The sequence below is a fragment of the Brevibacillus sp. BD137 genome (assembly GCF_041644655.1).
GTDB lineage: Bacteria > Bacillota > Bacilli > Brevibacillales > Brevibacillaceae > Brevibacillus > Brevibacillus brevis_D.
Genome location: NZ_JAOTNO010000004.1, coordinates 21,193 through 47,945, shown reverse-complemented (window position 1 = coordinate 47,945; position 26,753 = coordinate 21,193). Strand labels below are relative to the sequence as shown.

The window sequence follows — 26,753 nt, the reverse complement described above, 5'->3', positions numbered from 1 at the left end:
AACTCAATTAACTAGTTACACCCTCATTTCTTATTGCTATTATAGCGTTTCATCAATCTGTTTCACAGACGAGGAGGAAGCGTATGAATCGGAAGGAATTGCTTTTGCACGGATGGGAATGTGCGTATGACAAGGAAGACTGGTATCCACCCCTAAAAGAAGTGCTTTCCGGGATATCAGCAGCGGAGGCTAGCTGGCGCCCTGTGGGAGAAGCAGCCAACACCATCTGGGAAAACGTCAGCCACCTTCTTTATTACAAAGAACGCCTGTTGCATCGTCTTTTGGGCACCGAATTCCCTGGCTCCGCGGAGACGAACGATGATACCTTCACCCCATCCGGCGGTCCCGCTGACGAAGACGCTTGGCAAGCTACCCTCTTGCGAATGGAAAGCGTCCACCGCCACATTCATGAACAGCTTTCCTTGCTGACGGATGAAGAGTTAAACCAGATGGCTACCTATACACCCATTTACCAAAACGTAATGAGTCTTGTCTTGCATGATGCGTTTCATACGGGACAAATCGTCCAAGTTCGCAAGCTGCAAGGCTCTTGGCCTGCCAGACGCTCATTCGAATAACAAAATTTCACATTGATTAATCCCGAACAATCCTTTATATTTGATGAATCACATAATTTCATACATGTTATCCTCATCTTTCACGGTGAGGATAGAGGTCGCGGCTTTTATATCATCCTGTACGAGATTCAGAGAAAATCAATGACTCCAGGTAAGGAAAATCCGCCGAAGCTCATATCGCGTCTCTGTGCGATTGGGTTGGGGCTGTACTCGAAAGGGGCAGAACTGTCACGTTTGCATGCCAAGCAAACGTGGTGAGCTATCTTCAGTGAAGGCTTGGTGGGGATTGGATGATACCGCCCTATGCCATTTTTTGGCTATGGCGGTTTTTTAATTTCCGACCTTCCTTCTCAAAATTCAAGAAAGGTCGTGCAAGCAGCTTATGTCACAAAATCAATTGCAACGTGGTTTGAAAGCCCGACACCTGACGATGATCGCCATCGGCGGCTCGATTGGGACGGGATTGTTTCTCGCGAGTGGAGGCTCGATTCATTCCGCCGGACCAGGTGGAGCTTTAGTCGCCTATCTCGCTATTAGTATCATGGTTTACTTTTTAATGACCAGCTTGGGGGAAATGGCGGCTTTTATGCCTGTTTCCGGTTCGTTTTCGACGTATGCCACACGGTTCGTCGATCCATCTCTCGGCTTTGCTCTCGGTTGGAACTACTGGTACAACTGGGCGATTACCATTGCCGTTGAGCTGTCAGCTTCCGCACTCATTATGAAATATTGGTTCCCGGATACCCCAGCGATAGTATGGAGCGCTTTGTTCCTCGGATTGCTGTTTGCCTTGAATCTCCTGTCTGTGAAAGCCTATGGAGAATCTGAATATTGGTTCGCCTTGATTAAAGTAGTAACGGTTATCATCTTTATTATTGTCGGTGTGTTGATGATTTTTGGCATTATGGGTGGTCAAGCAGTTGGCTTCCAAAACTTCACCAAAGGCGACGCGTCATTCAATGGCGGCTTCATGGCCCTGCTCGGTGTCTTTATGATTGCCGGATTCTCTTTCCAAGGAACAGAGCTGGTTGGTGTAGCAGCTGGGGAGAGCGAAGACCCTGCCCGCAATATTCCGAAGGCCATCCGTCAAATTTTTTGGCGCATCCTGCTCTTCTACATCCTCGCTATTTTGATCATCGGGTTGTTGGTTCCATACGATAATCCAAATCTGATCAGTGGCGACCTTACGGATATTGCGATCAGTCCGTTTACAATTGTATTTGAAAATGCCGGATTCGCTTTTGCTGCATCCGTCATGAACGCGGTTATTCTCACGTCTGTATTGTCTGCTGGTAACTCTGGCATGTACGCCTCTACACGCATGCTGTGGAACTTGGCGAAGGAAGGAAAAGCACCAAAATGGTTCGCAAAAGTAACAAGTAACGGTGTACCAATCAATGCCTTGATCTTGACTGCGCTCATCGGCGCCCTTGCTTTTCTGTCCTCTCTGTTTGGGGATGGCGAAGTGTACGTATGGCTTTTGAATGCGTCCGGTATGTCAGGCTTCATCGCTTGGCTGGGAATTGCCATTAGTCACTACCGCTTCCGCAAAGCGTTTATCGCTCAGGGCCGAGACTTAAGCGAATTGCCTTATCGGGCAAAGTGGTTCCCGTTTGGACCGATTTTTGCCTTCATCATTTGCTGTATCGTTATTTTTGGGCAAAACTACTCCGCATTCATCGGGGGAACGGTTGACTGGTATGGCGTCCTGGTCTCTTACATTGGCCTGCCACTCTTCTTACTCATTTGGCTCGCTTATAAAATCAGCCAGAAGACCAAGGTCGTCCCTCTTGAACAAGTTGACTTCAGCATGGATGAACACACGAAATAATCGAAGAAAAATTTCGGATTCCCGTGATCTAAACGGGAGTCCTTTTTCATGTTTGCCAACCTATTAAAAACCGCCCCACAATAGCCGATAGTATAGAAAAGAAGCAACTGAGATCCGTTTCCTTCCGTTCTCACAACTCATACTAGTCATCTGATAAAAGGTAAACATGATCTCCTGCCTTCACGACTGAACATGAATCCATGTGAGGAGAGTAGAACATGCAAATCCAATCGTATTCCCGCTACCTACCCCCCCAGCTCCCAACTAGCCAAACTGCACCTAAAATGGTGACAGGAACTAGTCTGGAATTGCCCAAGCCCGATACGGTAGACCTTCGTTCACACAAGGCACGCGAGCTACCTGCTGATGCCATCGAACATCACAGCGTCCAATTTTTCTTTAGCACTGAGATTAATGAGCGTTTGGATAAAATTTTCGCAGATAAGCCTCCCGAGGCTCGCAAAGCCTTTGACCACATCCTCGAGCGAAACTTTTTCAACTCCCAATCCACCTACACCGATGAAGAAAGAGCTGCTTTGGTAGAAGTCGGTTTAACCCAAGGCAAATATTTGGCAGACCAATACATGGCTGATGAGAAAAATGCTGCTGAATTTTTGGATACCCTCCATCTGCTCGCAGGCGTTGCCAAAACACGAAAGGTTGACCCTACAACTGGCAGTGTCAGCTACGTAGAGCTTCCGCAAAAGCCACAAGGGGCGCCGAACGACTATGTTAATCCAACCAAGCTGATGGAGCGGTATGACCCGGAAGCCTACAAAAAAATGCAAGCGGCCACAACCAATCAAACAGAGAAAGTAAGCATGCTGATTCAATTCGTCAAAAAGCTGCAACATCGTCCAGACTGGATCACACAATACCGGAACGAACAAGCTACGCTTCTCTCCGATTTAAAAAATACAAAAATCACTAACCGCTTCGAGAATGTAAATACAAAGGACACCACTGAATTTGTTCGTCAAATGAATACGCTCACTGAAAATGCTTCCTTTTCTGCGATCACACCATTGCTACAAACGAATCTTGCTTCGTTTATGAAGAGCCTGGCCAAGAAAACGAGTTAACTGCACAAAGATGATTGGCACAGCCCCTCCCGAACTTTCTGGGACTGGGGCTGTTTTTTTCTGGTGTAGTCCGGGCCCCGTTGCTTTTCCATTTAAGGAAATGTACAGGCAGGTGGTGGATATACTAACTCGTAAAGGAGGAGACGAACATGGTTGACAATCGCGAAAACGACCTGCCTGATTTCAAGCAACTGGATGACAGACTGATCGCTCAACCTCCCACGAGTCCAATGCTCGCAATCCGTACCAATCTGGACAAGGAACCAAATGACTTCGACAATCCGTATGTGCAGCAAGACTCTACATCCACTGGACAAAATAAGGGGGAAGCAAATGACTGATCGTACCTCACAGGAAAAGCCCGACATGGGTTATAACGGAAGCAATATGCATGGTTACTCCCTTACGCCAAAGGAAGGGACATTGAACCAAACTGCCAAGTCGGCTACGGAAAACAAAGAAAACAGGGACAAAGAATAGTACTTTTCCCATTATGAAAAACAAATCCCCTTTGGGGAAACAGGCAGTTGTTCACTTTGCCTTTTTCACGAAGGGGATTTCTTTTGGGGTTCTGGCCAAGAACGTGGTGAAAAACATTTTTTTATTGACGAAATTGTATTGGAAATATATACTTTTCATGGATTTGATAATGAGAATCGTTATCAAATTCTTTTATATATAATCAGGAGGTTGCCCCATGAAATCCAGGCTCTTCAAACACATTTATAGTACAACTTTAGTCACTTCTCTCCTTACAGGTGGTGCCCATTTTGCTCTGGCTGCTCCACTCGTAGCCACTGCGGAACAGACGGATGTTTCCCCTTTGTCGCTAAATTTCGCAGTCGAACAGGCAATAAAGAACAGTGTTGATCTGGAGCTGCTTCGAATTGAATTAGATATAACGAAGTACGAAACCTCCATCACACTAAGAGAAAAGGAAGAAATCAAAAAATCTGACGTCATAACTCTGGCTGATGCAAAAAAGAAATTCGAAGACGCCGCCAAAGCGATCAAAGAAGTGGTTGCCGATGAAGTCGCCCTGAATACGCAAAAAAACACCGTTCAATTGCAAGTACATAAAGCTTTCTTCGAAGTCCAATCATTAGACGCCAAAATCAAAGCGCAAAAGAAGAGCTTGCAAAGACAGTACTGGTTGAACTCCCAAGAAACAGAAGCTCACAAAAATCTTGCTGCCCTTGAAGCCAGCTACAAGCAAGCATTGGCCAAGCTCAACGATTTATTGAATGAAAAAGCTGACAGACAATGGAGAATGATCGCGACTGATCTGACCCAGCACGAGCTGCTTTCCCTGGAGCAATTGCAAGCAAAAGCTTTTGAAAAGCGTCCTGAGATGATCAAAGCGCAAGCAGAAATAGATTTTACCCAAGTAAGAATTGATTACACGGCAGAGTATTCCGCACTAAGCACACATAAAGGAATAATTGCAAAAAATGAGCACAAAAAAGCGGAACTGCAAAAACAAAAAACGCAAAAGAAAATCGGTCAAGAAGTAAGTGACAACTATACGAAGGTACTGGCAGCGAAAAAGGCATTAGAAGAAAGTACAACAAAGAAAGAAACCGCATTGGAGCGCTATCAGGCAACAATCGATCAATATAGATTGGGGAAGGCATCGATGAAAGAACTGATGGAAGACGAAGCAAGCCTGTTTGACTCTGAAACAAAAGCAATTGAATCGGTTTATCAATACAATCTCGCTGCTACCACCTTGAACCAGTCAACTGGCTATTAATATTCCGCATTACGAAGGATCTCATTTATTCATATAAAATAAAGAAGGCTTCATCCCAAAGGGTGAAGCCCTTACTCATTTAACAGTCTCTCAAAAACTCCCGGCATCACCAGACGACCACCGTCTACCCCAAAATCCTCTATGAACCACCAAGCCGATAGCACACTATGACAATACGCCCACGCTAACACTCTCTCTTTTTGCAAAGACAGCGCCTTCGTCAGCCCATCGACCCGCTGCTTCATTACTTCTTCTACCCCATCCTCTGGCAAATGGTTCAGCAAAAACGGAATCACCTCGTATTCCGTCTCCCCGATCAGTCCTTTTGGATCAATTGCCAACCACGGCTCTCTTTCTGCGCGCAAAATATTTTCATGATGAAGATCACCATGCAGCAGACACAATTCTTTTTGTGTGGGAAGAAGCTTTTTGTACCATTGCATAGCCCGCTCCACCATTTGCTCGGGAATAGGTCCTGTCCCCCCTTGGAAATGAGGGCGAATCTTTTTCAGTCCCATAGCCCAGTCTGCTATCGTTGGAAACGTAGGAGCAAGCTTGCCACCTTTCGAAACGGGTGTATGCATTCTTTTGATCACGTCCGCCAAGCATTGTATTCGCTCATCTTCGCTACTCAGCTTGTCCAGTGCCTCTCCTGACATGATCCGCTCCAAAAGCATGATCCCTTTTTCCTCGTCAGCATCGAGTAGCTGCACCATTCCCCTGCCTGCAAAAGCCCGAATCGCTGCCAGCTCTCTCTGCCAATCCAGTCCAGGCACTCCCAGCTTCAGCACTGCGCTCCTCCCATCCTGCAACACAACTGGTGCTACAAAGTTATAGGAGAGTGGAAACGGCTCAAGCACTTTTAATAACCACCGTGCTTCGCATTCGGCAATCAACTCATGAAAGGAATCCAGCCAGAGACGCCCCGCTTCTTTATGAACGCCCACAACTGTTTGGGTAAAATGGGTTGACAGTGAAATCATTAGGAAAACCCTCCTAAAAAGGCTTGAGACATTAAAACTTCTTGCCCTACCTTCACTTATCCTCTCGCATTAGCTTTCAAGCTGTTCCCTTCCCACAGCCGCGTAGGAAGAAGCGCATTTCCAGTCAAGCGCCTCTGTAGCCCAACTCAGCTTCGGAAAAAATGGCGGGGAATTTCAGCTTCACCTATGAAACACTCCATCGAAACTTCTACGTTTGAAGCGCTCCCGCCATTTTTTTCGAAGCGGCCAGTGAATCCCCCCTTGCGGGGCGTAGGCCGAAGCGCAGACTGGAAATGCGCTTCTTCCCCACCACAGCCACTTCACCAAAAAGGGGACAGCTTCGAAAGCCGCCCCCTTTATTTCCCAGAAAATGTTAGGACAGTCGTCCCATCAAGCGCTCCATACGTTCCAGCGCCTTCTTCAACTGCTCCATCGATGTTGCATAAGAACAACGAATATGTCCCTTTCCGCTTTCGCCGAACACATCTCCAGGTACGACTGCTACCTTTTCCTCCATCAGCAGCTTCTCAGCAAACTCAGCAGAGCTGAGACCTGTAGATGCTACAGATGGGAATGCGTAGAATGCTCCGTCCGGCTCATGGCAAGTCAATCCGATATGACGGAATCCATCTACCACATAATTGCGGCGCTGACGGTAGCTCTCGATCATTCGTTCCATATCCGAACGTCCATGGCGCAGTGCTTCCAATGCAGCCATCTGAGCCATTGTCGGTGCACACAGCATGGTGTACTGATGGATTTTCAGCATGCCTGCAAGCAAATCCGGTGACGCGCAGACATATCCCAGACGCCAGCCGGTCATCGCGAATGCTTTGGAAAAACCGGAGATCAGGATCGTCCGATCTTTCATCCCTGGCAGAGCCGCGATACTATCGTGCATGCGACCGTAGGTAAGCTCCGCATAAATCTCATCAGAGATCACCATAAGGTCGTGCTTTTCAATGATCGGCAAAAGTGTTTTCCACTCTTCAGCCGTCATCGTCCCCCCGGTCGGGTTGTTAGGATAGCAGAAAATGATTGCTTTTGTACGCTCGGTGATGTGCGTCTCCAGCTCTTGAGGTGTCAGCTTGAATTGGTTTTCCATCGTTGTTTTCAGGAAAACCGGCACCCCGCCAGCCAAGCGAATGACTGGTTCATAGGAGACATAGCAAGGCTCTACGACCAATACTTCATCACCTGGATCGAGAATGGCACGCAGTGCGATATCAATCGCTTCGCTGGCGCCAACCGTCACGAGAATTTCTGTCTCTGGATGATAGCTGACCGAAAAACGTTCTTCCAAGTATTTCTGAATTTCCACACGCAATGGTAGCATACCTGCATTGGATGTATAAGCTGTATGTCCACGCTCCAGCGAAGAAATCGAAGCTTCTCTCATGCGCCAAGGAGTGACGAAATCAGGCTCCCCTACACCTAAGGAAATGACTCCCTCCATAGATGCTGCCAAATCGAAAAAGCGGCGAATTCCTGATGGCTTCAACGATTGAACTGTACTGGATAAACGGTTTTTGACTTTGACTTGTGTACTCACGGCGTAACCACCATTCTGTGATCTTCGTCACGATCTTCCAGCTCAATGCCATCGTGCTTGTAGCGTTTCAAAATAAAATGTGTAGCTGTTGAGACAACTGAATCGAGAGTGGACAGCTTTTGCGAAACAAAAGTGGCTACCTCTTTCATCGTTTTGCCTTCCAAAATAATCGACAAGTCATAGCTTGCACCAGACATCAAGTAAACAGCCTTCACTTCTGGGAAACGGCAAATTCGCTCTGCCACTTCATCAAACCCGACATCGCGCTTCGGCGTCACCTTCACATCAATCATCGCGTTCACGTACGGATGATCGTCCACACGCTCCCAGTTGACCAGCGCTGGATATTTGACAATGACCTTCTCGGCTTCCAATGCTGCAATCGTCTGCTCAACGACCTCGGTTGGCTCTCCGATCATTTTTCCGATTTGCTCAGCGCTCATTCGACTGTCTTCTTCCAACAGGTGTAACAGCTCTCTTTGCTTCAAGCGATCCATGCCCCACCACTCCAGTTTTCTCTTTATTTTTTCCATAAGTACGTGTTCAAGTAGTCGACTTTTTGAACGACGTCACAAAGCAAAAAGCCCCAGCAACCAGACTCATGATTTCCATGAATCCGGTTGCTGAGGCGAAGGTATCGCGGTACCACTCAGCTTTTTTGCCTCTCTCACAAAAGGCAAACTCGTGCTGTCTACGTAGACATGCGCCCCATAACGTGGGCCATCCGCTGCTTTCTACTTGGCATTTTCAAAAGCAGAGCTCCAAGGTGGCTTTCAAAAAGAGTTCGCGGCTGCCCTCTCAGCTAACAGGCAACTCTCTGGACGTCAAAATCCCTTTTTTACTTTCCTTTTCACGGCTGTGTTGGTTGTTTTATTGAATGTCTCAGATTATAAATGACGGTTTCTCTCATTGTCAACCAACAACTTCTGTCTGCTGAACCTCTTTCAAACGTTAGGCAACCAGACGCGAAACACCGTCCCTGTTCCCAAGCTGCTTTGTACGTCAATTTTTCCACGATGATTTTCTACGATGGATTGGGTGATCGACAGCCCCAGTCCAGCACCTCCGCTTTTGCGTGCCCGTGAGGATTCAATCCGGTAGAAACGGTCGAATACATGCGGGACATGCTCCAGTGCGATTCCAGCTCCATTATCTCTGATCGTCAGTTCAATCCCATTGGCAATCTTGCTCAATGTAAGCTCGATCTCACCGTTCACAGGGTCAGTATGCTGCACCGCATTTTGAAACAGATTGAGAATAACTTGCTTCATTCCGTCGCATTCGAAAGCAACCGTAACATTCGGTTCTACGCGGAAATGAACGTTTCGGTCACCGGCCAGCACCAAAAGCTGCGACTCCATACTGTGCACGACTGCGTCCAACTGCCCTTCTTGCAAAAGGAAAGCCGGTTCCCGATCCATCCGAGCCAGGTACAGCAAATCGTTGACGAGTTTGTTTAGCCGCTCTGTCTCGCCGTGCATGCTTTTCAATGCTTTCTGTAAATGTTCGGGATTTGCCGCCGCACCGCGCAACAGCACCTCCAAAAAACCAAGGATGGATGTCAGCGGTGTTCGCAACTCGTGCGAAGCGTCCGCTACAAAACGTCTCATTCGCTCCCCAGCTTCCTGCTCAGTTTTAAAGGAGGTTTCCAAGCGTTCCAGCATTCCGTTAAAGACCGCCGATAATTGATCAATCTCCATTTGGCCTTGATCCATCGGCAGTCGCTCATCCAAATTACCTGCATTAATCCGCTCGACTGTAACCTCAATACGCGAAAGTGGGTTCAGCGTACGGCGGAGAACAGGCACATAGGTTAACAAACCGATAAGCAAGGCGAGTGCAGATGCAGAAAAGAAAATGATCAACTGTGGAAACAGCACTTCTCGCATCGAGCCGACAGGGGTGCTCAGCTGTACAATTCCTTGCAGCTGATCAGTTGAACGGATGGGTGCCAGTACGACCAAATAATCCGTACCAGTACTACCCTCCAAAATTTTGTATTTGAAAGTACATACGCCACTAGCCAAGATCTCGCGGTATAGACTCTCCGGAAAGCGCGGGGAATACCCTTCGCTCGGATTCGCAAACAGCTCCGTCACGTTAGCGTCGTTGTCAATAAAGGCATACTTGATATCGGGTGTATGCAAGGAAAGCAACGCACTAACATACTGATCGTTCTTTGGGAGCGTTTCCGTGTCCTCCAAGACCTGATACGGAAGAGTGACTGCCAGATTTAACAAGCTTTCCGCTTTGCTGCGATACAAGAATTGCTCCATCAATAAGTATTGAATCATGCCGATTAGAAGCAGCAACCCGGATAAGATAAATAACGAACGAGACAGCAGTTGATAACGCAAAGAGTTCGGTTCTAGAAAAGGGGCCCATTGATTGTTTCGATTCTTCTTCATACAAAATCAACCCGATATCCCGCACCGCGCAATGTGCGAATAATCCGATGCTGACGATCGTTCAATTTATCACGCAGGGAACGAATGTACACCTCGACAATATTCTCCTCCCCACCGAAATCATAGCCCCACACGTTATCCAGAATCATTGGCTTACTCAGCACCAAGCCGTGATTTGTCACCAAATACTTCAGCAAAGAGTATTCCGTTGGCGATAGCTCCAGTAGCGTGTCCTCGTAGGTAATTTCTTTTCGCCTGTCATCGATTTGAAATGGGCCGAGGTGTACCTTAGAGAGCAGGTGTGGGTAATGATTACGAATGCGCGCATGGATACGGGCAAGCAACTCTTCAAAGCTAAACGGCTTGATCATATAATCATCGGCACCGAGCGTCAGCCCTTTTACCCGATCCTCCACGTCTTCTCTGGCTGTCAGCATAATCGTCGCTACATTCTGTATCTTTTTCAGCATCCGGCATACCTCGAAGCCATCCATGCCAGGCATCATCACATCAAGAATAACGACATGCGGCTGATGCTCCTTCACCTTGGTCACAGCAGTCATCCCATCTTGTGCCGTCAATACTTGGAAGCCTTCATTCTCAAGACCCATCTCCAAAAATTGCAGGATGGTCGGCTCATCATCGACAAGCAATATTTTAATGCCTTTGTTTAGGCTCATTTCTTTCACCTCACCTCTATTTTACCTGAACAGGATAGGCGTAGCTGAATGTTTGCTGAATATCCCCTGAGTACGAGCTGAAAGCTTTTTGTAAAATAATGAACCAAAAAATGTAAATTCAATGGAAAACGTTGATCATTCTCTTACCCTTGCACGTTCAACAAACTTTCAGCCAGCTTTCAAGACCCACTCAGCTTCCTCTATCATAATGATCCCTGCGAAGCCAAATACATACGACTCAAGTCTGAACACTTCAAAAACATGGAGGTTATTCAATAATGAAAAAGAATTCGGTTATCCTGACTGCCTCAGTTGCCACACTCGTGGTTGGTATCGGGGGTTACATGCTCTATGACTATTTTGCGGGAAACCATGTGGAGATCCGGCCTGCAGCTGCGGTAGCCGTAGCCTCATCTACCACTTCCTCTACGCCTTTGACAGCAGATCAACTGAATAAAAAATGGACGATCAATGACCAGTCCAAAGTCTATTTCTCCGTAACAACGTCGAAAGAAACGGTAAACTTTGAAATGGACGGCATTACTGGCAGTTGGGATGTGAACCTCTCTGCACCCGACCAAATGAAAGCAACAGCTTCCGCTGACTTGAATAAGCTAAACTCCGGTAATGAAAAACGCGACACCCATATCAAATCTCCTGATTACTTTGATACAGCCATCCATCCAGCTGCTACTTTTGAAGCGAAATCTTTTGAGAACTGGCCATCCACATGGACAGAAGGACAAAAGGCTTCGTTCACCATCAATGGCGTCCTGACCGTAAGAGGAATTGCCAAAGACGTAAAAATTGATGCTGACGCGATTTATTCCCAAGGCAAGCTGCAATTGGAGGGAACTTCCGTCGTAACGTTTGGTGACTTCGGATTGACTAGCCCTCATACGATCGTGGCCAAAACAGAGGAAAACATTACGATTACACTGCGACTCGCGTTGGATGCTGTTTAATCAGTCCTTTTCGCGCGTACTGCTTTGGGAGACGTCTGACCTTCACAGACGTCTTTTTTCACAGAATTTTACATTGTAATATTGACATTGTTAAAACGATATCATAACATGAAAGTATAAGAACAGATTCGAGCAAACGGAAAGGATGATCTTGTGAATACGTCTTCCCTTCGAGCCAAACGCATCCACTTTCGGACCAAAAAGTACCGCTCGCCGGATGGACTTCCTACAGATATTTGCCTCTTTACGCTCCTTTCCATCCCGCGCCAAACGAAAACCAAATCATTGCCACTCAAGCAATTGGCCGTTCTTTTGATCAAGCGAAAAAGCAATACATTTGGAGAGCAATGGGCTTTGCCTGGCGGTTTTTCCCATGAATCGGAGACACTGGACGAATGCGCCTATCGTGAGTTAAAAGAAGAGACGAACATTGACCGCGATGTGCACATCGAACAGCTGAAGACATACTACAAGCCGGGAAGAGACCCTCGTGGTTGGATCCCAAGCGTTGCCTATGTCTCCCTCGTTCATGAAGACTTATTGAAGCACGCACAGGCAAACGACGATGCATCAGACGCGCAGCTGTTTCCCATTGAGGAAGCCTTTGCCCTCAACCTCGCTTTTGATCATCGTGAAATTTTGACTGACGCCTTACAGCGCGTTCGTGAGCAGATGCTGCAAACGACTATCGCCAAAGCATTTTTGCCAGATGAGTTTACCTTGAGTGAATTACTGCAAGTGATCGAGACCGTCGTTCCATCCTTTTCGGCAAAAGATCGCGGCAATTTTGAGCGGCGCTTGCTTGCGACAACCAGACGGCAAGGACTTCTCGAGCCAGTTTTCTCGGCTGACGGACAGCCCGTCTACTCGACCGAGTTTTCGAATTCGCCAGCCAAGCTCTATCGCTTTACTGGCTTTACGCCAACTGCCATGATTTACTGAAAAAGTCCACATTCAGGAGGTTTTTTCTATGAAAGCTTTGATTGTGATCGACTATACGAATGATTTTGTTGCGACAGATGGTGCATTAACTTGTGGAGAACCTGGTCAGGCTATTGAAGGACGCATTGGAGAGCTGATCCGCGACTTCCTCGCAGAAGGCGACTTTGTCGTCATGGCAGTCGACGCTCATCGCGAGCAGGACCCGTACCACCCTGAGACTGGACTCTACCCTCCGCACAATATTATCGGTACGGCTGGCCGGAATTTGTATGGCAGCATTCAGGAGATTTACGAGGAATTCGAAGAAACGATTCACTGGATGGATAAGACGCGCTACAGTGCTTTTCAAGGCACCGACCTTGCGCTATTGTTGCGCACAAGAGGTATCACTGAGATTCATCTAGTAGGTGTCTGCACAGACATTTGCGTGCTGCATACAGCGATTGAAGGCTTCTATAACGGCTTTTCTGTCGTCATCCACGAGGATGCAGTAGCGAGCTTTCTTCCCGAAGGTCACAAATGGGCTCTCGGTCATTTTCAAAACCAGCTTGGCATGACTGTTCGAAAAAAGTAACTGGCTCATGACGATAGGAGGCAATTTTTATGCGAATCGGTATTTATGGCAGCAGCTTTGACCCCATCACGTACAGCCATTTGTTCACGGCTGCGACCGTCGCTCACCGGAGACGACTGGACAAAGTCATTTTCGTACCCTGCTCTTCAAAGCGTCATGATAAAAAATTGCAGACAGAGGACGCCCATCGCTTGCACATGCTCAAACTGGCTTTGGCTGGCAGTACACACAAAACAAACAAAGATGGCGAACCTCTTTTCGAGATTTCAACAGTCGAAATGGATGCCTTGCCAGGTGAAACCTATACGTACGATACGATGATGCACATGAAAAGGAAGTACCCGAACGACGAGCTCTTTTTCATCATGGGATCGGATTTGTTAGAGGGACTATCGAACTGGGGCAACGCTGAAAAGCTAGTCGCAGGCTTCAACTTCATCGTGATGTCGCGCGAAGGCTATCCGACCGCTGACCTGATTGCGGATGACGCGCTGCTGCGCAATCATGACGAGCATTTCCTCATTATGAGCAAGGGCATCAACATGGGAATCAGCTCTACCTACATCCGGGACGAAATCCGCAAGGGCGGCGATCCCAGCTTCCTGTTGCCCGATGCGTGCCTTCAGTACATTTATGAAAATGGAATCTACAAAGAACCCTCCGTATAATCTCCATAAGAAAAACAGCCGAACCTGTGAAGTGTCGGCTGTTTTCTTTGTCGTCTCCATCAACGATTGAGATGATTGGCAATTGCAGGTTGTCGCATTTTTTTCTGATAGTTCACTAAGCATATACTGCACACGATCAATACCAGACCGGCGATGAGGGAATACGTTACCGGCTCGTCCATGAAAATGGTACCAGTGAAGACTGCGATGAGCGGCACGAGAAACGTAAAGGCGGCCACCTTGCTCGCTTCGCCTGCATTCACAAGCCCAAAGTAAATGACAATAGCAATCGGCACACCAAATGTAGCGCCATAACTGAGACCGATCAGATATGGAGCATTCCAGACAATGTCGGACCAGCTTTCTACGCCTGTCCCCAAAAGAGTTAAGGCCGCGCCACCGATGATGCATTGCATGGCAACCATCCACAGCGAATCTACCTTGGCACTGACTTTTTTCACATAGATCACGCCCATCGCCCATGTCAGAGCCGTCAACAAGCCTAAAATGACGCCCACGATGGAAACCTGTCCAGTCAGTCCATCTGCACTAACCGCAAGTATCCCGAGGAATCCCATGATCAGCCCAATGATTTTGAGCACTGTCATGCTTTCACCCAGCCACAACCAGGCAAAGAGTCCAATCAAGATTGGCTGGAAGTACACCAACACAGAGAATAATCCACCTGGCAAATACACGAGTCCAACCGTCTGAATGCCGTAAAAGCACAATGTATTCAGAAAGGCAGATATACAATAACGCAACCAGTTTTCACGCCAGTTGATCTTTTTCCATTTCGGTAAAATGAATAAAGCAAGCAGAAGTCCACCAATCAGTGAACGCATTCCTGCGAATAAAATCGGTGGCGTATAGGCGAGTGACATTTTGTAGATCGACCAGCTTAATCCCCACATCAACACCAAACTTGCAATAGCGACAACAGTCTTACCCGAAAACTTTCCCACGAGGGGCCTCCCTTTCTAGCTGCACACTTGCACTTATGTTTTTGTCCGCCTCCTATAGTACCACACAAAAGAAACAGCCGGATGTTCTCACCCGGCTTTACTTCCTGCCATATTATTGCAGCTCTTGACGCAATAACTGATCGAAATCATCTGTCGGAAGCGGTTTGCTGAACAAATAGCCTTGACCGTGGTCACAGCCATTTTCCTTCAAAGCCGCTACTTGATCATGGAGCTCAATTCCCTCAGCGATGACATTCATATTGAGACTTTGTGCGATGGTAACAATCGCTTTTACAATCGCCTGACTCTCTTGGTTGTGGTGAATGTCGCGAATAAACGAGGCGTCAATTTTGATCGTATCGACTGGCAAGCTTTTAATATAACTAAACGAGCTATAGCCTGTCCCAAAGTCATCAATCGAAATTTGGATTCCGATGTCCCGAATCTGTTGCAGAACTGCCGTCGCCTCTTCCATTTTGACAAAAATGCTCTCCGTAATCTCGAGCTCCAGCCAATGTGGAGACAGTTTTGTTTCCTGAAGAATATCCTTGATCATCTCGACCAGATCTTTTTGATAGATCTGTCTCGCTGACAAATTCACAGAGACCTTTAGCGTATATCCTTGATCGTGCCAGTTTTTATTTTGCTTGCACGCCTGTTTCAAAATCCATTCCCCAAGCGCCAGGATCATCCCCGTCTCTTCAGCGATTGGAATAAAGCGATTCGGCGGAATGATGCCCAGCTCTGGATGCACCCATCTGACGAGCGCCTCCATGCCTGTCATCGCACTTGTCGCGATATCGATTTTGGGCTGGTAGTAAATTTGGAACTGCTCTTGTTCAATGGCTTTCCGCATTTCATTTTCCATCAGGATACGCTCCAGCGACTTCGCCTCCATCGTCGGATCGAAAAAGTCATAGCCATTCTTCCCGCGCGATTTCACGGTATACAATGCTGTATCGGCTCTTTTCAACAAATCTTCGGGATTGTCCCCATCCTGCGGGTACAAGGCGATGCCGATGCTGCACGACACGTTGAATACATGTCCATCCAATTCAAACGGACGCTGCAACTGATACATGATCTGCTCTGCCAACGCAGTGGCTTCGTTGCGATCTAGCAGTTGGTTCTGCATAATCGTAAATTCATCTCCACCCAACCTGGCCACAACATCTCCTGGCTTGAGACATGCCTGTAGACGCTTGGATGCTTCGATCAGCAACATATCCCCTACATCATGACCGAATGAATCGTTCACATCCTTGAAGCGATCCAAATCCAAAAACAGCACAGCCAGACTCGATTGGAAACGCTTGGCCTGCATCATTTCCTTGCTAAGCTGTTGGACATACATTCGTCGATTCGGCAGATCTGTCAACGCATCGTGATAAGCCAAGTGGTGAATCGTCTCTTCGGACTGTTTCCGGTCTGTGACGTCACGGGTAATGAGAAGCAGCTTGGTTACATTTCCTTCTTCATCCATAATCGGATTGATTTTGCTTTCCGTCCAGATAACATCGTTTCTTTGGGTATTAATTCGGCATTCTACCATGTACTCCTTACGCGTAGAGAAGGCATGCTGAATCGCATAAGCAAAAATATCTCGGTCTTCCTCCACAATCCACTCGAACAGGTTATGGATTTCCTCATCAGGAACGGTATGCTCCCACACACGCTTGTGAGACGGAGACAAATAGAGAAACTCCCCATCCAGGTTGATGATGCTGATGATATCCGACGTGTTTTCTGCGATGATGCGATACTTTTCTTCACTCCGCTTGAGCTCGTCTTCCATCTGCTTGCGATCTGTGATATCACTGCGAATGGAAAGGTATTGATAGATTTCGCCCGCTTGGTTCTTAAATGGCACGATGGTTGTATCGACCCAATAATAGCTGTCATCCTTTGCGCGATTGCGAATTTCACCCCGCCAGACCTGACCAGATCGAATACAAGACCACATTTCTTTAAAAAAGCCCTTCGGATGGTAACCCGAATTAAGAATCCGATGGTCTTTTCCAATCAATTCGCTTCGTTCGTATTTCGATATGCGGCAAAATTGCTCATTTGCCCGCAAAATAATCCCCTTATGGTCCGTAATTGCCAAGATCGTGGATTGGTCCAAAGCGTATTTGACATCTGCCAGCTCATTCACAACCATGTTCAGCTCACCATCTTTTTCGCGTAGTAGCCCTACCCAATCTTGGGGTGTCAGTAAAGACATCATTTGGTTTTTCATTTCCATCACCTGCTTTGGATACAGTCAAAAAAAATGATCCTTACAGAAGGATCGTAACGTTCTGAATACAAGATCGCTCCATTTTACCATGTTTTTCCGAAAGTTCAACGAGAACAACTGTGGTAGAAATAACTTTTTTGATAAAAAAAAAGAACCAGTGCATGTAGACTGGCTCATTTCTTTCAACAATGGGTATGAACGGGCTGCTTCCCCTTACAATCGTGCAAGAATGCTGCGATTAAGGTCTGCGATAGAATTGCTGCCAGACAACGCCATCGCAACGTCAAATTCATGGATAAGTGTATCTAACACACTCGCTACGCCTTGCTCTCCGGCAACAGCCAGTCCATACAAGAATGGGCGACCAATCAGGATGGCATTCGCCCCTAAAGCAATCGCTTTAACGACATCTGCTCCTGTACGCACGCCACTGTCGAGCAAGACCGGTATTTTGCCAGCTACCACCTCGGCAATCGCTGGCAACGCATCCAGCGTAGAAATAGCGCCATCCATCTGCCTCCCACCGTGATTGGAGACGATGATTCCATCTACACCATGCTCTAGGGCAAGGCGCGCATCATCCGGATGCAAAATGCCTTTTACCAAAATCGGCAGACGGGTATGCTCACGCAAAAAGGCGATATCGTTCCAATTCAGCGCTGGATGATAAATGTTTTTCAACACTTCCTCCACTGCATTCTCCGGCGTTACCTCAGGAAGTCTCGAGCAAAATACAGGGTCTGTCAAGTAATTCGCCAGTCCTCTTCCTTCGCGCAGTGGCGAATACCCGTTGCGGAAGTCTCTGCGCTTCCACCCTAGCATGACGGTATCTACCGTGAGGACAATAGCAGAATAGCCTGACTTTTCCGCTCGTCTGACCATGCTCGCAGAAACCTCTCGATCGTTCGACCAATAGAGCTGGAACCAGCGATAGGCATCGCCCATCACTTCAGCAATCTGCTCGAGTGAGTGGGCGGAAACTGTACTGGCTACGAACGGCACTCCAGCTGCTGCTGCCGCCTTGGCAGACGCCAGCTCTCCATCGGGATGTGAAATCGTCTGCATGCCTACAGGTGCCAAAAAGATCGGTGTGCGCAACGCTTGATTGTACATCGAAATACCGAGCGTTCGATTCGTCACATCCCGCATCATCCGTGGAATGATTGCCCAACGGGAAAAAGCTGTCCGGTTTTCTACCAGTGTTTCCTCTGCCCCTGATCCCCCGGCAACATAATCAAATGGCCCATCCGGCAAAACCTCTCGCGCCTGTTTCTCCCAATCCTCAATAGAAATCGGCAATGCCTGCGTGTCCTTGTTCACACGGGTAAATAAGAGGGAATCCTCATTTGTTTTCGTCATCTGGTTTGCTTCCTTTCTGCGACGTCTTTTATCTTTTTTATCTCAATTCACATAAATTCGCAATAGTCTTAATCTAAACGCTATTACCGAGCTTGTCCACTTTCACACACGCCTTTTTCAAGGCTACTTTTTCTTTTTGCACTTTCGGGCTGCGCGACGGACCCGTTTCTTTTCCTTCACTGTCTTCATTCCAGCGGCTCCTGAACCCACCCATGTATTCGTTTGGCTATTTTCATTGATGACCTTTACTACGTTGCCGCTATTGTTTCCACCCGAACCGGAAAACGATTTGGTTACGCTTTTCGGAGAGTTGTTTGCCGTATCGCCAAAGTTGATATTTCCAACATTATTGGTAATGGTCACCTTGCCCACAAAAGTCGGCAAAACTCCTCCCTCCCCGTTGCGTACTCACTCATTCCCATCCTATTCGAATGGTTTTGCGCCCGCTTGGACGATGGTGTAGGGCATTTGTCCGATGGAGTCTTAGCAAAAAAAATCTCCCCGAGTAGACAAAAATCTACGCGAGGAGAATGAACATCTTATTGCGCTGTATAACCGCCATCGACCAGCAAGCTTGTCCCTGTGACGAAGGAGGCATCGTCGCTGGCAAGGAACAGAACGGCCTTAGCGACTTCTTCCGGTTTACCCAAGCGTCCCATCGGATGTAACCCAATCAAGTGCTCATTCAAAGCCTCATTGCGCCCAGCAATGAGTGGTGTATCAATGTAGCCCGGGCAGACCGCATTTACGCGAATCCCTTGCTTGGCATACGTAAGTCCCAGTGTCTGGGTCAGGAGCTTCACGCCACCTTTGGCGGAAGAGTATGCTGTCACATCTGCTTTTCCCGCATGGCTATGGATCGAGCCGCAGTTGACAATCGCGCCGCCAGTCCCTTGCGCCAGCATTTGCTCGATGACATATTTATCGCACAAGAATACGCCAGTCAGATTGATATCAATCGTTCTTTGCCAGTCATCCAGGCTCAACAAATGACCAGGTGCGTCTTTCGCGATACCCGCATTAGCAAACAAAATGTCTACCTTTCCATACTTTACTACAGTGGCGCTCACCATATTTTTTACTTCATCTTCTTTCGTTACGTCCGTTTTCACGAACAACGCATCGAAGCCCGCTTGATTCAGCTCTTCCGCCAATTCATTTCCACGTGGGGAGAAGTCAGCAATCACGACTTTCGCCCCTTCTTTTGCGAAGAGACGGACGGTCGTTTCACCGATTCCACTTGCTCCACCTGTTACGATCGCTACTTTCCCTTCGAGTCTCGCCATGGTAAACGCCTCCATCTATTATGTCTCTTGTAACTGATCTCTTGCCTTGCCTTCATTATAGGACTCTTTTATATTTAAAAAAATGTAAACATACTTACCCTTCCTTAAGTACAACTAAAGGATGTGATCTTATCAAATGCATCTGGAACAACTGGAATATATCGTAGAAATAGCGAAGGCAGGCTCCTTGACCAAAGCCGCTCAGAACAAGCATATCACCCTCTCCGCCATCAGCCAGTCGCTCTCCAGTTTGGAAGCAGAGCTGGGCGTTACTCTTTTTTCACGTTCGCGTCTCGGAGCTGTACCGACCTCTGAAGGGCGCATCATCATCAAAAAAGCGTTTGAAGCATTGGGAAAGATCCAGGAGATTTGGGAGGAAGCACATAACTATACGAACACGTTGAGTGGAGAGCTGAGACTGGCGACCATTCCCGGTCCCATGAATCTTCTGGTCGATGCCGTCGCGAGCTTTAAAAAAGATTATCCTTACATCCGTACCGAAATTGCCGAAAAAGGCACACAGGAAATATTAGAGGACATTCTCCAGGACAAGCTGGACATTGGTCTGGTCATTATTCATGAGAACCTGCTCAAAAAGAGCGAAGGCCTCGGCTTGGTGTTCGAGCAGTTGCTAGAGGGAAAAATGGTCGTTGGTGTAGGCAAAAACTCGCCACTTGCCTACCAGGATTCCGTCACACCTGAAGAGCTTCGCAAGCAATCCTTCGTCCAATACAACGACGACTACGTCAAATGGTTCGTAGAGGATTTTGCCGCGACTTACGGTCCCGTCGACATTTTGTTTACGTCGAACAACACAGAAGCACTCCGCAATGCAATCCGGCAAAATCTCGCGGTAACGATCGGATTGGACTACTCTTTTGTTCATGAGCCTCATTTGCAAGACTCCGATTCAATTACGCTTGATTTGGATATTCCTTATCAACAACCCGTCTATTATGGGTGGGTACGCTCGGAGGAACGGCATTATTCTCGTATTTCCATGAACTTCATTAATCGACTCCAATACGATTTGAAAAGCAAGAAATACCCACCCACTCCTTAGCATAAAAAAGGCTGCCGCTTCATTTTCGCGGACAGCCTTTTTCAAATCGTTCTTACTGCGCTGGAGCAAAGAAGTTTTGTTTATCGTTCCCGTTCATAATCAGAGCTGATCTAGCCTTCACGACTTGCCCCTCGTACGTGAAATCTTGCTCAGAGAAGTTGGCGATCACTTGCAGACCCTCCCCATAAACCGACTTCTGCACGAGCCTGTCCTCGGTTAAGACACGATAATCAGTCATTTCTTGCTGCACCGCTTTTTTATGGAAAGGAGACCATACCTTCAAATAGTTCGTGATTAATGGTTGGTTTGCATCCCACATTTTTTTATCTAAATGATAGAGCGGCGGAACATTGTAAAGGAGCTCCTTGAGCATACGGGTGCCGACTTCATCCTTTATCTTCAGACTGCCCCACTCCCAGTGGTGGCTCGTGATCACTGCATTGTTGTACACGAGCTTGTACAGTGGCAAAGAATAGGCAGGATCAATGTATACATGACGATACTCTTCCTTGATCGGAACCTGTTTGGCGTATCGTTCTGGGACCTCTCCCGCCGGGGACCAGTAGCCTCCTACATAATACGGGCTTTGCTTGTTTTTTCGCATGTCCGGATCGGCCCATTTGATGACAGGCGTCTCAATGCCATGCGCAAAGGCGATACTCTGACTGGCAAAATCATTTCCAGTTTCAGATCCGATAACCAACTTCTTTTCATCGCGAATGTAGTCCATACGCGCAAGCTTTGCCTTCATATCCTCGGCCTCAGTCGTCGTGTGCTGTGGCGAATAATCATCGTTGAAATCTCCTGCTGCATCCACATCAATAAACCACGAATTAAAGGCAACATCGTTACTCATGATTTCATCCATGCGCTGTTTGACACTCGGCAGTGATAGAGTCGGATTCAGCAATCTCCCCTGTTGGAGAAAACCAGCTTTCTTCTCTCCATTTTTCTTTGAAATCGTTGCGTTCTCGTACAAGCTCTTATCCTTGAAAATAGCCGTGTTCCAATCGGGATTTTCCTCCTGATGAATCGAATGGTAGGAATCGTAGCTGGCGATCAAATAGCCTGTCTCGTTCGCCTTTTGAATGAACGCTGGCTTCATGTAGGCTGCTGTCCAATCAGGAAAACCGATCCATGCCCGATCAATCCCCGCCGCTTTCATTTCTTTCAAGAGATCAGTGGAGTCGGCATTCCCCCACTGTTCCACAGGTGGAACGACATCTTGGAGCACACTTTTCAGCACCTTTTTGTTCATGTCGTACAGCTGTGATTCTGTCAACGTGTCGATCCCTTTTCCAAACGATCTTTTTACCTCTTCATCGACATGTGGAAATCGCTGCGGAGTGTAAAACTCACGGGAACGCAAAGCATAATTCAACCCGCTAAGGAGTGCTTTCTTTTGATAATCCGCGACGTAATCCTGCTTCTGAATCTCGCGGAATTGCTGGATGCTCTCTTTTCCGTCCACTTCATTGGAAGCCAAGATTTCCTCAAGTGCCCCGATGAAGCTCGCGTTCAGTTTCGTTTTCAGTGCATTCCATTTCACGTCGTTGACCGATAAGAAGCTCTTGTTCCACAAGTAAAAATGAGGAGCGCCGTAAAGCTTTTCGATATTCGGATTGGCTTTTGCTTTTTCAGCCAGGGTCAGCAATTCTCCCTGTTCCTTGACATATTGCTTGTAAACACCTGCTACGCTAACCGGATCGTTGTCTGTGACATACAAGCGGAACCCGTAGGTCTTGTCCGGATTAATTGTCGGGAACTCGTGCGAGAACGTAAACGCAATCGTCGGATCAGCGACAAAATCGACGGTGTTGTTAAACAAATTGTCCACGACGTACATCAGCGTATACTTGCTCTTGTTCACAGCAAAAAAGCGCATGGAAAAAGACTCAGCAAAGCTAAGACTCTCTTCTTTTAAAAAGGACTGCCACTTGTTGTCATTCGCAGGAATCCATTTCCCTTCTCCCAAGGGCACCATGTAGCTTGCTCCTTTAACTGTCGGCCAGGAAAAGCTCTCTGCTCCTGTGGAAGTCAGGGTGAATTGCAAATGATCCTCTTTCTTTTTGATCGAGACATCCAGCTGGTCGTCTGGGTAGCTCCAAGCAATCTCTTGTTCACCTTTTTGTACATTCGTTACCTTGCGCGCAGGCATCGGCTCCGAAGCACTTTCCTTCACTCCGCCTCTCTCGACGAATACTTCGAAGGTCTCCGGATTCACATCAAAAGTAAAATCTGAGTGCTGCTTCGACTGCACCTGTTCGGTAGCCTTGTTGCTCTCACAGCCAACTACAACTTGGAGCAGGAACACAAATACTATGAGGAAAATCGGTGATCGTTTCATAAAAACCCCCTTAAATCGATTCACTATGTATATCGCATTACGATGTATACATGCAAAAAAAATAGCTAAAGCCTTTGCCAAGGCCGCCTTACAATTGTGCGACCCCGGTCACTCAAAAAGCTTTTACAACTTTTGTCCTGCTAAAAAGAGGAGGCAGACAGATCGTCATCAAATTTGTTATTTCTCCGTCTCTTGCTGATCAGCGCCTCCCCTACTCGAAACATCCCATAGCCAATTAGACCGCCGAGTACGTTTAGCAGCAGATCATCAACATCAAAGCTGCCTAACGAAAACAATAGCTGCAAGGTTTCGATGATGAGACTAGCCGAAAGCGTGAGAAAAAACACGCGATGCACGCTTTGAAAGGACATAAATATCAACGGCAGCAACAACCCGAGCGGAACAAACAACATGACATTGCCAATCAGGTTATACATGACAGTGCCAAAGTTGTAATTGTCATAATGAAAAACGTAATCCACCAAGGTATGAAATGGTTTCGTATTTTGGAACAGATGCGTATATTGCGGGACGCCGTATTCCAGCATCCTTTGCTTCCATTCCACGGTAAAAGCTCTGCGTCGGAAGCGATCCGGTGACAATAACAAGAGATAACTAGAGATAGCTACATACAAGAAAAACAAGGTCATGACCCATTTGCGGATGTATTTATCAATGAGCGGCATGGACTCAGACAGTTGCCGACTGATTGCTTTCGTCGAACCAAATCGTTGAATGGTCAGTAAAACGGCTTCCTGTTCTTCATAGCCTTCTTCGACCAGCTCACTTTTCATGCTGTTCAAATGATCCATCAGCTCATCTTTGACATCCTGCTTTTCCCATTTCGAGCATGGCAAGCGACTGACAACCTGGTCTGCATATTGTTCGAGCTTCATTCGTTTACTCACTTCCCTCATTGCAAAGCAAAATGAGTCTACTCAAGCTCTGCCAATCCTTCATCTTGTCTTGCAGAAGCCCTTGGCCCGTCTTGGTAATCCGATAATATTTGCGGCGTCCGCCTTCGTTGGCTTCCCCCCAGTAAGACTCCACTGCCTTTTGCGTCTCCAGTCTCTTTAGAGCAGGATATAATGTGCCTTCACCGATTTCATACAGCTCATCGCTTTTATCGCGAATCTTCTTGGCCAACTCATAGCCGTACTGATCTTTCTGTGCGATCAGCGAGAGAAGCAATAGATCAATGCTTCCTTTCAACAACTCCTTGTTCACAAAAGCATCTCCTCCCCGTGATATGCCTAGAGATTATCACACTATACCTCGTGATACAAGGTAGTTTATCAAGGAAATTTCGAATTACACTTTTGGTGCTATGTAATTATTGACAATAATAAAATAGGTAATATAGACTATATTCGACAACGTTTTTCATGAGTCTACATACTTTCGGATGATCATTCCTTTCTACACTCAACCAGATGATAGGCCCATAGAACGAAGCAAAAAGAAGATTTTTACTTTTTTGGAGCAGGTTACTTTTCATTCGTGACTTCATTCTCTCTAACAGGAGGCACTTACATGCTTGCCCACTTTCCAATGATTGTTCTGAATACGGTTCTCTTAGCCTATTTTGCAATCGGTGTGCTATTTTTGTATTCCGAATCCAAATTTTTGCGTAAAATGAAGACTCGTAGAAATAGATAAGCCGATTTTTAGATAAAGGAGTTTTCACGTACATTGAGATCTTTTTTCCGCCAATTTCTGCCACGTCAGAATCAACCTCAAGAAATTACCTACAAGGAACTGGATTCGAAATTGATCAAAGCTGCACGCTACGATCTGGCCACAAGCCACCTCTACATCCGTTTTCACGATGGACGCGAGCTCGTTTACTGTCGGGTCACTCCTTACGCTTACAATGCGTTTTTAAATGCTGACTCGTTCAGCGATCATTTTCATTCGTTCATCAGCCAACGGTACTTGAACTATCAGGTGATGTAGCCTGTCTATACAAAATGCCCTCAGTCTGTCTTCTCGACACTGAGGGCATTTGTTGTTAATCTTCTCTATTTTAACGCGCGATGCAAAAAAGATTTAGTCCGCTCAAATTTAGCGTTTGTAAACAATTGCTCCGGTGTCCCCGACTCTACGAATTCCCCTTTGTCCATAAACATGATTTGGTTCGCCACCTCGCGTGCGAATCCCATCTCATGCGTCACTACCATCATCGTCATATGCTCCTGGGCAAGCTGCTTGATGACTTGCAGGACCTCACCCGTCAGTTCGGGATCGAGTGCAGACGTAGGCTCGTCAAACAACAAGATTTGCGGGTTCATCATCAGTGCTCTGGCGATCGCTACACGCTGCTTCTGTCCGCCTGAGAGCTTCGCTGGATACGCGTCTGCCTTATCAGACAGACCGACCTTTTCCAAGAGCTCTGCACTCATTTTCTGGATGTCTGAAGACGCCTCACCTTTGACTACACGTGGTGCGATCTCCAGATTTTCCTTCACCGTTAGATGAGGGAACAAATTAAAATGCTGGAAGACCATGCCCATTCTCGACGTGATCTGCTTGATTTCCTGGTTACCGGCATAGACGCCGTCCTTCACCAAATAATCATCCTGCACACGAATGCTACCACCATTCACCTGCTCGAGGTTGACCAAGCTGCGCAGCATCGTGCTTTTACCGGAGCCAGAAGGCCCGATTACTGCCACGACTTCGTTCTTTTTCACCGAAAACGAGACATCTCGCAAAACTTCCTGATTGCCAAACGATTTCTTTAGATTCGATACTTGAATGATATCCATATTGCGCCAGCCCTTTATTCGAATTTGAACCTTTTTTCCAGCCACTTAAAGAACAACGTTAACAATAGCGTCATTAACAAATAAATGATTCCGGCAATAAAAAACGGAACGATGGTAAAGTCACGATTCACAGCCGTTTGTGCAAAGTGAAGCAATTCTGGGACGGCAACTGCATAGAGCAACGCTGTGTCTTTTACAAGGGTAATTGATTCATTTGCGACGGCAGGTAAAGCCACGCGAAACATTTGCGGCAAAATAATCTTGTTGGTTGTCTGCCATTTGCTAAAGCCGAGTACCTGCGCCGCTTCGTACTGTCCTTTGTCGATCGACAGCAGTCCTCCACGGAAAATCTCCGCGAAATATGCTGCGTAATTCAGCACGAAACCGACACATGCAGCGACGAACCGATCCATCACCAAATAATCTCCCACTACGGGCAAGAGAGGCAGCCCGAAGCAAATAAACAACAGCTGCAATAAGAGAGGCGTCCCACGCATCACATACACATACGTATGCGCGAGCCAGGCCAGCGCCTTATTACTGCTCTTTGCCAGTAAGGTGATCAGAAAACCTAATGGAATGGAAAGCAGAATGGCGATGAGAAACAACAGCACCGTCATCTGCGCTCCTTCTAGCATGGGCTTCGTAATGGAGAGAATGTAGTCTACGCTCATCTGGGTATGCTCCTAATCCTGAAAATAAAAGCGTGG

The 26,753-nt window shown here is 47.0% G+C and carries 27 protein-coding genes, 1 riboswitch and 1 other annotated feature; of the genes, 12 read left to right on the top strand and 15 right to left on the bottom strand.

Features of this window, described 5'->3' with window-relative positions; genetic code table 11:
* Window positions 1-83 precede the first annotated feature (83 nt).
* The 6 genes from ODZ53_RS10215 to ODZ53_RS10190 all read left to right on the top strand — a co-directional run bounded on the left by ODZ53_RS10215 (window position 84) and on the right by ODZ53_RS10190 (window position 5,244).
* The gene (locus tag ODZ53_RS10215; protein ID WP_372676848.1) at window positions 84-578 is read left to right on the top strand and encodes a DinB family protein; all 495 of its coding nucleotides are present in this window, start codon (window positions 84-86) and stop codon (window positions 576-578) included.
* Window positions 579-662: 84 nt separating this feature from the next.
* Window positions 663-848, top strand: a riboswitch (Lysine riboswitch).
* Window positions 849-960: 112 nt separating this feature from the next.
* A complete protein-coding gene (locus ODZ53_RS10210) occupies window positions 961-2,409 on the top strand; it encodes an amino acid permease (RefSeq protein WP_372676847.1) in 1,449 nt (482 codons plus the stop codon).
* Between the two features lie 218 nt (window positions 2,410-2,627).
* The gene (locus ODZ53_RS10205; protein ID WP_372676846.1) at window positions 2,628-3,491 is read left to right on the top strand and encodes a hypothetical protein; all 864 of its coding nucleotides are present in this window, start codon (window positions 2,628-2,630) and stop codon (window positions 3,489-3,491) included.
* Window positions 3,492-3,640: 149 nt separating this feature from the next.
* Window positions 3,641-3,832 carry a hypothetical protein gene (locus ODZ53_RS10200; protein WP_372676845.1) on the top strand — a complete coding sequence of 64 codons (192 nt, stop codon included), beginning with the start codon at window positions 3,641-3,643 and terminating at the stop codon, window positions 3,830-3,832.
* A complete protein-coding gene (locus tag ODZ53_RS10195) occupies window positions 3,825-3,971 on the top strand; it encodes a hypothetical protein (RefSeq protein WP_012684844.1) in 147 nt (48 codons plus the stop codon). The genes ODZ53_RS10200 and ODZ53_RS10195 overlap by 8 nt, the downstream gene beginning before the upstream one ends.
* 217 nt (window positions 3,972-4,188) lie before the next feature.
* Entirely contained in the window at window positions 4,189-5,244 is a 1,056-nt protein-coding gene (locus ODZ53_RS10190; protein WP_372676844.1) for a TolC family protein, read from the top strand.
* 71 nt (window positions 5,245-5,315) lie between these two features.
* Here ODZ53_RS10190 and ODZ53_RS10185 read toward each other — a convergent pair whose 3' ends face one another.
* From ODZ53_RS10185 to ODZ53_RS10165, 5 genes are all read right to left on the bottom strand, one after another.
* Window positions 5,316-6,227 carry an aminoglycoside phosphotransferase family protein gene (locus ODZ53_RS10185; RefSeq protein WP_372676843.1) on the bottom strand — a complete coding sequence of 304 codons (912 nt, stop codon included), beginning with the start codon at window positions 6,225-6,227 and terminating at the stop codon, window positions 5,316-5,318.
* 373 nt (window positions 6,228-6,600) lie between these two features.
* Window positions 6,601-7,779: an aminotransferase gene (locus tag ODZ53_RS10180; RefSeq protein WP_012684839.1), complete on the bottom strand. Its 1,179-nt coding sequence runs from the start codon at window positions 7,777-7,779 to the stop codon at window positions 6,601-6,603.
* Window positions 7,776-8,276, bottom strand: a complete 501-nt coding sequence (locus ODZ53_RS10175) for an Lrp/AsnC family transcriptional regulator (RefSeq protein WP_007722565.1) — start codon at window positions 8,274-8,276, stop codon at window positions 7,776-7,778. The genes ODZ53_RS10180 and ODZ53_RS10175 overlap by 4 nt, the downstream gene beginning before the upstream one ends.
* 124 nt (window positions 8,277-8,400) lie before the next feature.
* Window positions 8,401-8,642, bottom strand: a binding site (T-box leader).
* Between the two features lie 81 nt (window positions 8,643-8,723).
* Window positions 8,724-10,187: a sensor histidine kinase gene (locus ODZ53_RS10170; RefSeq protein ID WP_372676842.1), complete on the bottom strand. Its 1,464-nt coding sequence runs from the start codon at window positions 10,185-10,187 to the stop codon at window positions 8,724-8,726.
* Window positions 10,184-10,867 carry a response regulator transcription factor gene (locus tag ODZ53_RS10165; RefSeq protein ID WP_199927701.1) on the bottom strand — a complete coding sequence of 228 codons (684 nt, stop codon included), beginning with the start codon at window positions 10,865-10,867 and terminating at the stop codon, window positions 10,184-10,186. The genes ODZ53_RS10170 and ODZ53_RS10165 overlap by 4 nt, the downstream gene beginning before the upstream one ends.
* Before the next feature lie 278 nt (window positions 10,868-11,145).
* Between ODZ53_RS10165 and ODZ53_RS10160 the strand changes: the two genes are divergently transcribed.
* From ODZ53_RS10160 to nadD, 4 genes are all read left to right on the top strand, one after another.
* Window positions 11,146-11,832 (top strand): YceI family protein, encoded by a 687-nt coding sequence (locus tag ODZ53_RS10160; RefSeq protein ID WP_372676841.1) that lies wholly within the window; start codon window positions 11,146-11,148, stop codon window positions 11,830-11,832.
* Window positions 11,833-11,985: 153 nt separating this feature from the next.
* Window positions 11,986-12,774: an NUDIX hydrolase gene (locus tag ODZ53_RS10155; RefSeq protein WP_372676840.1), complete on the top strand. Its 789-nt coding sequence runs from the start codon at window positions 11,986-11,988 to the stop codon at window positions 12,772-12,774.
* A gap of 28 nt (window positions 12,775-12,802) precedes the next feature.
* Window positions 12,803-13,348: a cysteine hydrolase family protein gene (locus tag ODZ53_RS10150; protein WP_289676469.1), complete on the top strand. Its 546-nt coding sequence runs from the start codon at window positions 12,803-12,805 to the stop codon at window positions 13,346-13,348.
* A gap of 29 nt (window positions 13,349-13,377) precedes the next feature.
* Window positions 13,378-14,016: a nicotinate-nucleotide adenylyltransferase gene (gene nadD / locus ODZ53_RS10145; RefSeq protein WP_012684831.1), complete on the top strand. Its 639-nt coding sequence runs from the start codon at window positions 13,378-13,380 to the stop codon at window positions 14,014-14,016.
* Window positions 14,017-14,075: 59 nt separating this feature from the next.
* On the opposite strand, the gene ODZ53_RS10140 is transcribed toward nadD, so the two are convergent.
* The 5 genes from ODZ53_RS10140 to ODZ53_RS10120 all read right to left on the bottom strand — a co-directional run bounded on the left by ODZ53_RS10140 (window position 14,076) and on the right by ODZ53_RS10120 (window position 19,865).
* Window positions 14,076-14,981 (bottom strand): DMT family transporter, encoded by a 906-nt coding sequence (locus tag ODZ53_RS10140; RefSeq protein ID WP_172142123.1) that lies wholly within the window; start codon window positions 14,979-14,981, stop codon window positions 14,076-14,078.
* A gap of 112 nt (window positions 14,982-15,093) precedes the next feature.
* Window positions 15,094-17,220, bottom strand: coding sequence for a bifunctional diguanylate cyclase/phosphodiesterase (locus tag ODZ53_RS10135; protein ID WP_372676839.1), 2,127 nt, complete (start codon window positions 17,218-17,220; stop codon window positions 15,094-15,096).
* Between the two features lie 213 nt (window positions 17,221-17,433).
* Window positions 17,434-18,579 carry an alpha-hydroxy-acid oxidizing protein gene (locus tag ODZ53_RS10130; protein ID WP_199927697.1) on the bottom strand — a complete coding sequence of 382 codons (1,146 nt, stop codon included), beginning with the start codon at window positions 18,577-18,579 and terminating at the stop codon, window positions 17,434-17,436.
* Window positions 18,580-18,702: 123 nt separating this feature from the next.
* Window positions 18,703-18,963 carry a spore germination protein gene (locus ODZ53_RS10125; RefSeq protein ID WP_064201667.1) on the bottom strand — a complete coding sequence of 87 codons (261 nt, stop codon included), beginning with the start codon at window positions 18,961-18,963 and terminating at the stop codon, window positions 18,703-18,705.
* 155 nt (window positions 18,964-19,118) lie between these two features.
* Window positions 19,119-19,865, bottom strand: coding sequence for an SDR family NAD(P)-dependent oxidoreductase (locus ODZ53_RS10120; protein ID WP_372676838.1), 747 nt, complete (start codon window positions 19,863-19,865; stop codon window positions 19,119-19,121).
* A 136-nt stretch (window positions 19,866-20,001) separates the two neighbouring features.
* Here ODZ53_RS10120 and ODZ53_RS10115 point away from each other — a divergent pair, with 136 nt between their 5' ends.
* The gene (locus ODZ53_RS10115) at window positions 20,002-20,928 is read left to right on the top strand and encodes a LysR family transcriptional regulator (RefSeq protein WP_372676837.1); all 927 of its coding nucleotides are present in this window, start codon (window positions 20,002-20,004) and stop codon (window positions 20,926-20,928) included.
* A gap of 52 nt (window positions 20,929-20,980) precedes the next feature.
* On the opposite strand, the gene ODZ53_RS10110 is transcribed toward ODZ53_RS10115, so the two are convergent.
* The 3 genes from ODZ53_RS10110 to ODZ53_RS10100 all read right to left on the bottom strand — a co-directional run bounded on the left by ODZ53_RS10110 (window position 20,981) and on the right by ODZ53_RS10100 (window position 24,502).
* Entirely contained in the window at window positions 20,981-23,275 is a 2,295-nt protein-coding gene (locus ODZ53_RS10110) for a glycoside hydrolase (protein WP_372676836.1), read from the bottom strand.
* 140 nt (window positions 23,276-23,415) lie between these two features.
* Window positions 23,416-24,171, bottom strand: a complete 756-nt coding sequence (locus ODZ53_RS10105) for a VanZ family protein (protein WP_372676835.1) — start codon at window positions 24,169-24,171, stop codon at window positions 23,416-23,418.
* 4 nt (window positions 24,172-24,175) lie between these two features.
* Window positions 24,176-24,502 carry a PadR family transcriptional regulator gene (locus ODZ53_RS10100; RefSeq protein ID WP_012684822.1) on the bottom strand — a complete coding sequence of 109 codons (327 nt, stop codon included), beginning with the start codon at window positions 24,500-24,502 and terminating at the stop codon, window positions 24,176-24,178.
* 465 nt (window positions 24,503-24,967) lie between these two features.
* Here ODZ53_RS10100 and ODZ53_RS10095 point away from each other — a divergent pair, with 465 nt between their 5' ends.
* Window positions 24,968-25,231 (top strand): KTSC domain-containing protein, encoded by a 264-nt coding sequence (locus ODZ53_RS10095; protein ID WP_012684821.1) that lies wholly within the window; start codon window positions 24,968-24,970, stop codon window positions 25,229-25,231.
* Window positions 25,232-25,296: 65 nt separating this feature from the next.
* Here the strand turns inward: ODZ53_RS10095 and ODZ53_RS10090 are convergent, their stop codons facing one another.
* On the bottom strand, window positions 25,297-26,043 hold the full coding sequence (locus tag ODZ53_RS10090) for an amino acid ABC transporter ATP-binding protein (protein WP_087344143.1): 747 nt from the start codon (window positions 26,041-26,043) through the stop codon (window positions 25,297-25,299).
* 14 nt (window positions 26,044-26,057) lie between these two features.
* On the bottom strand, window positions 26,058-26,717 hold the full coding sequence (locus ODZ53_RS10085) for an amino acid ABC transporter permease (RefSeq protein ID WP_064201660.1): 660 nt from the start codon (window positions 26,715-26,717) through the stop codon (window positions 26,058-26,060).
* Window positions 26,718-26,753: the final 36 nt, after the last annotated feature.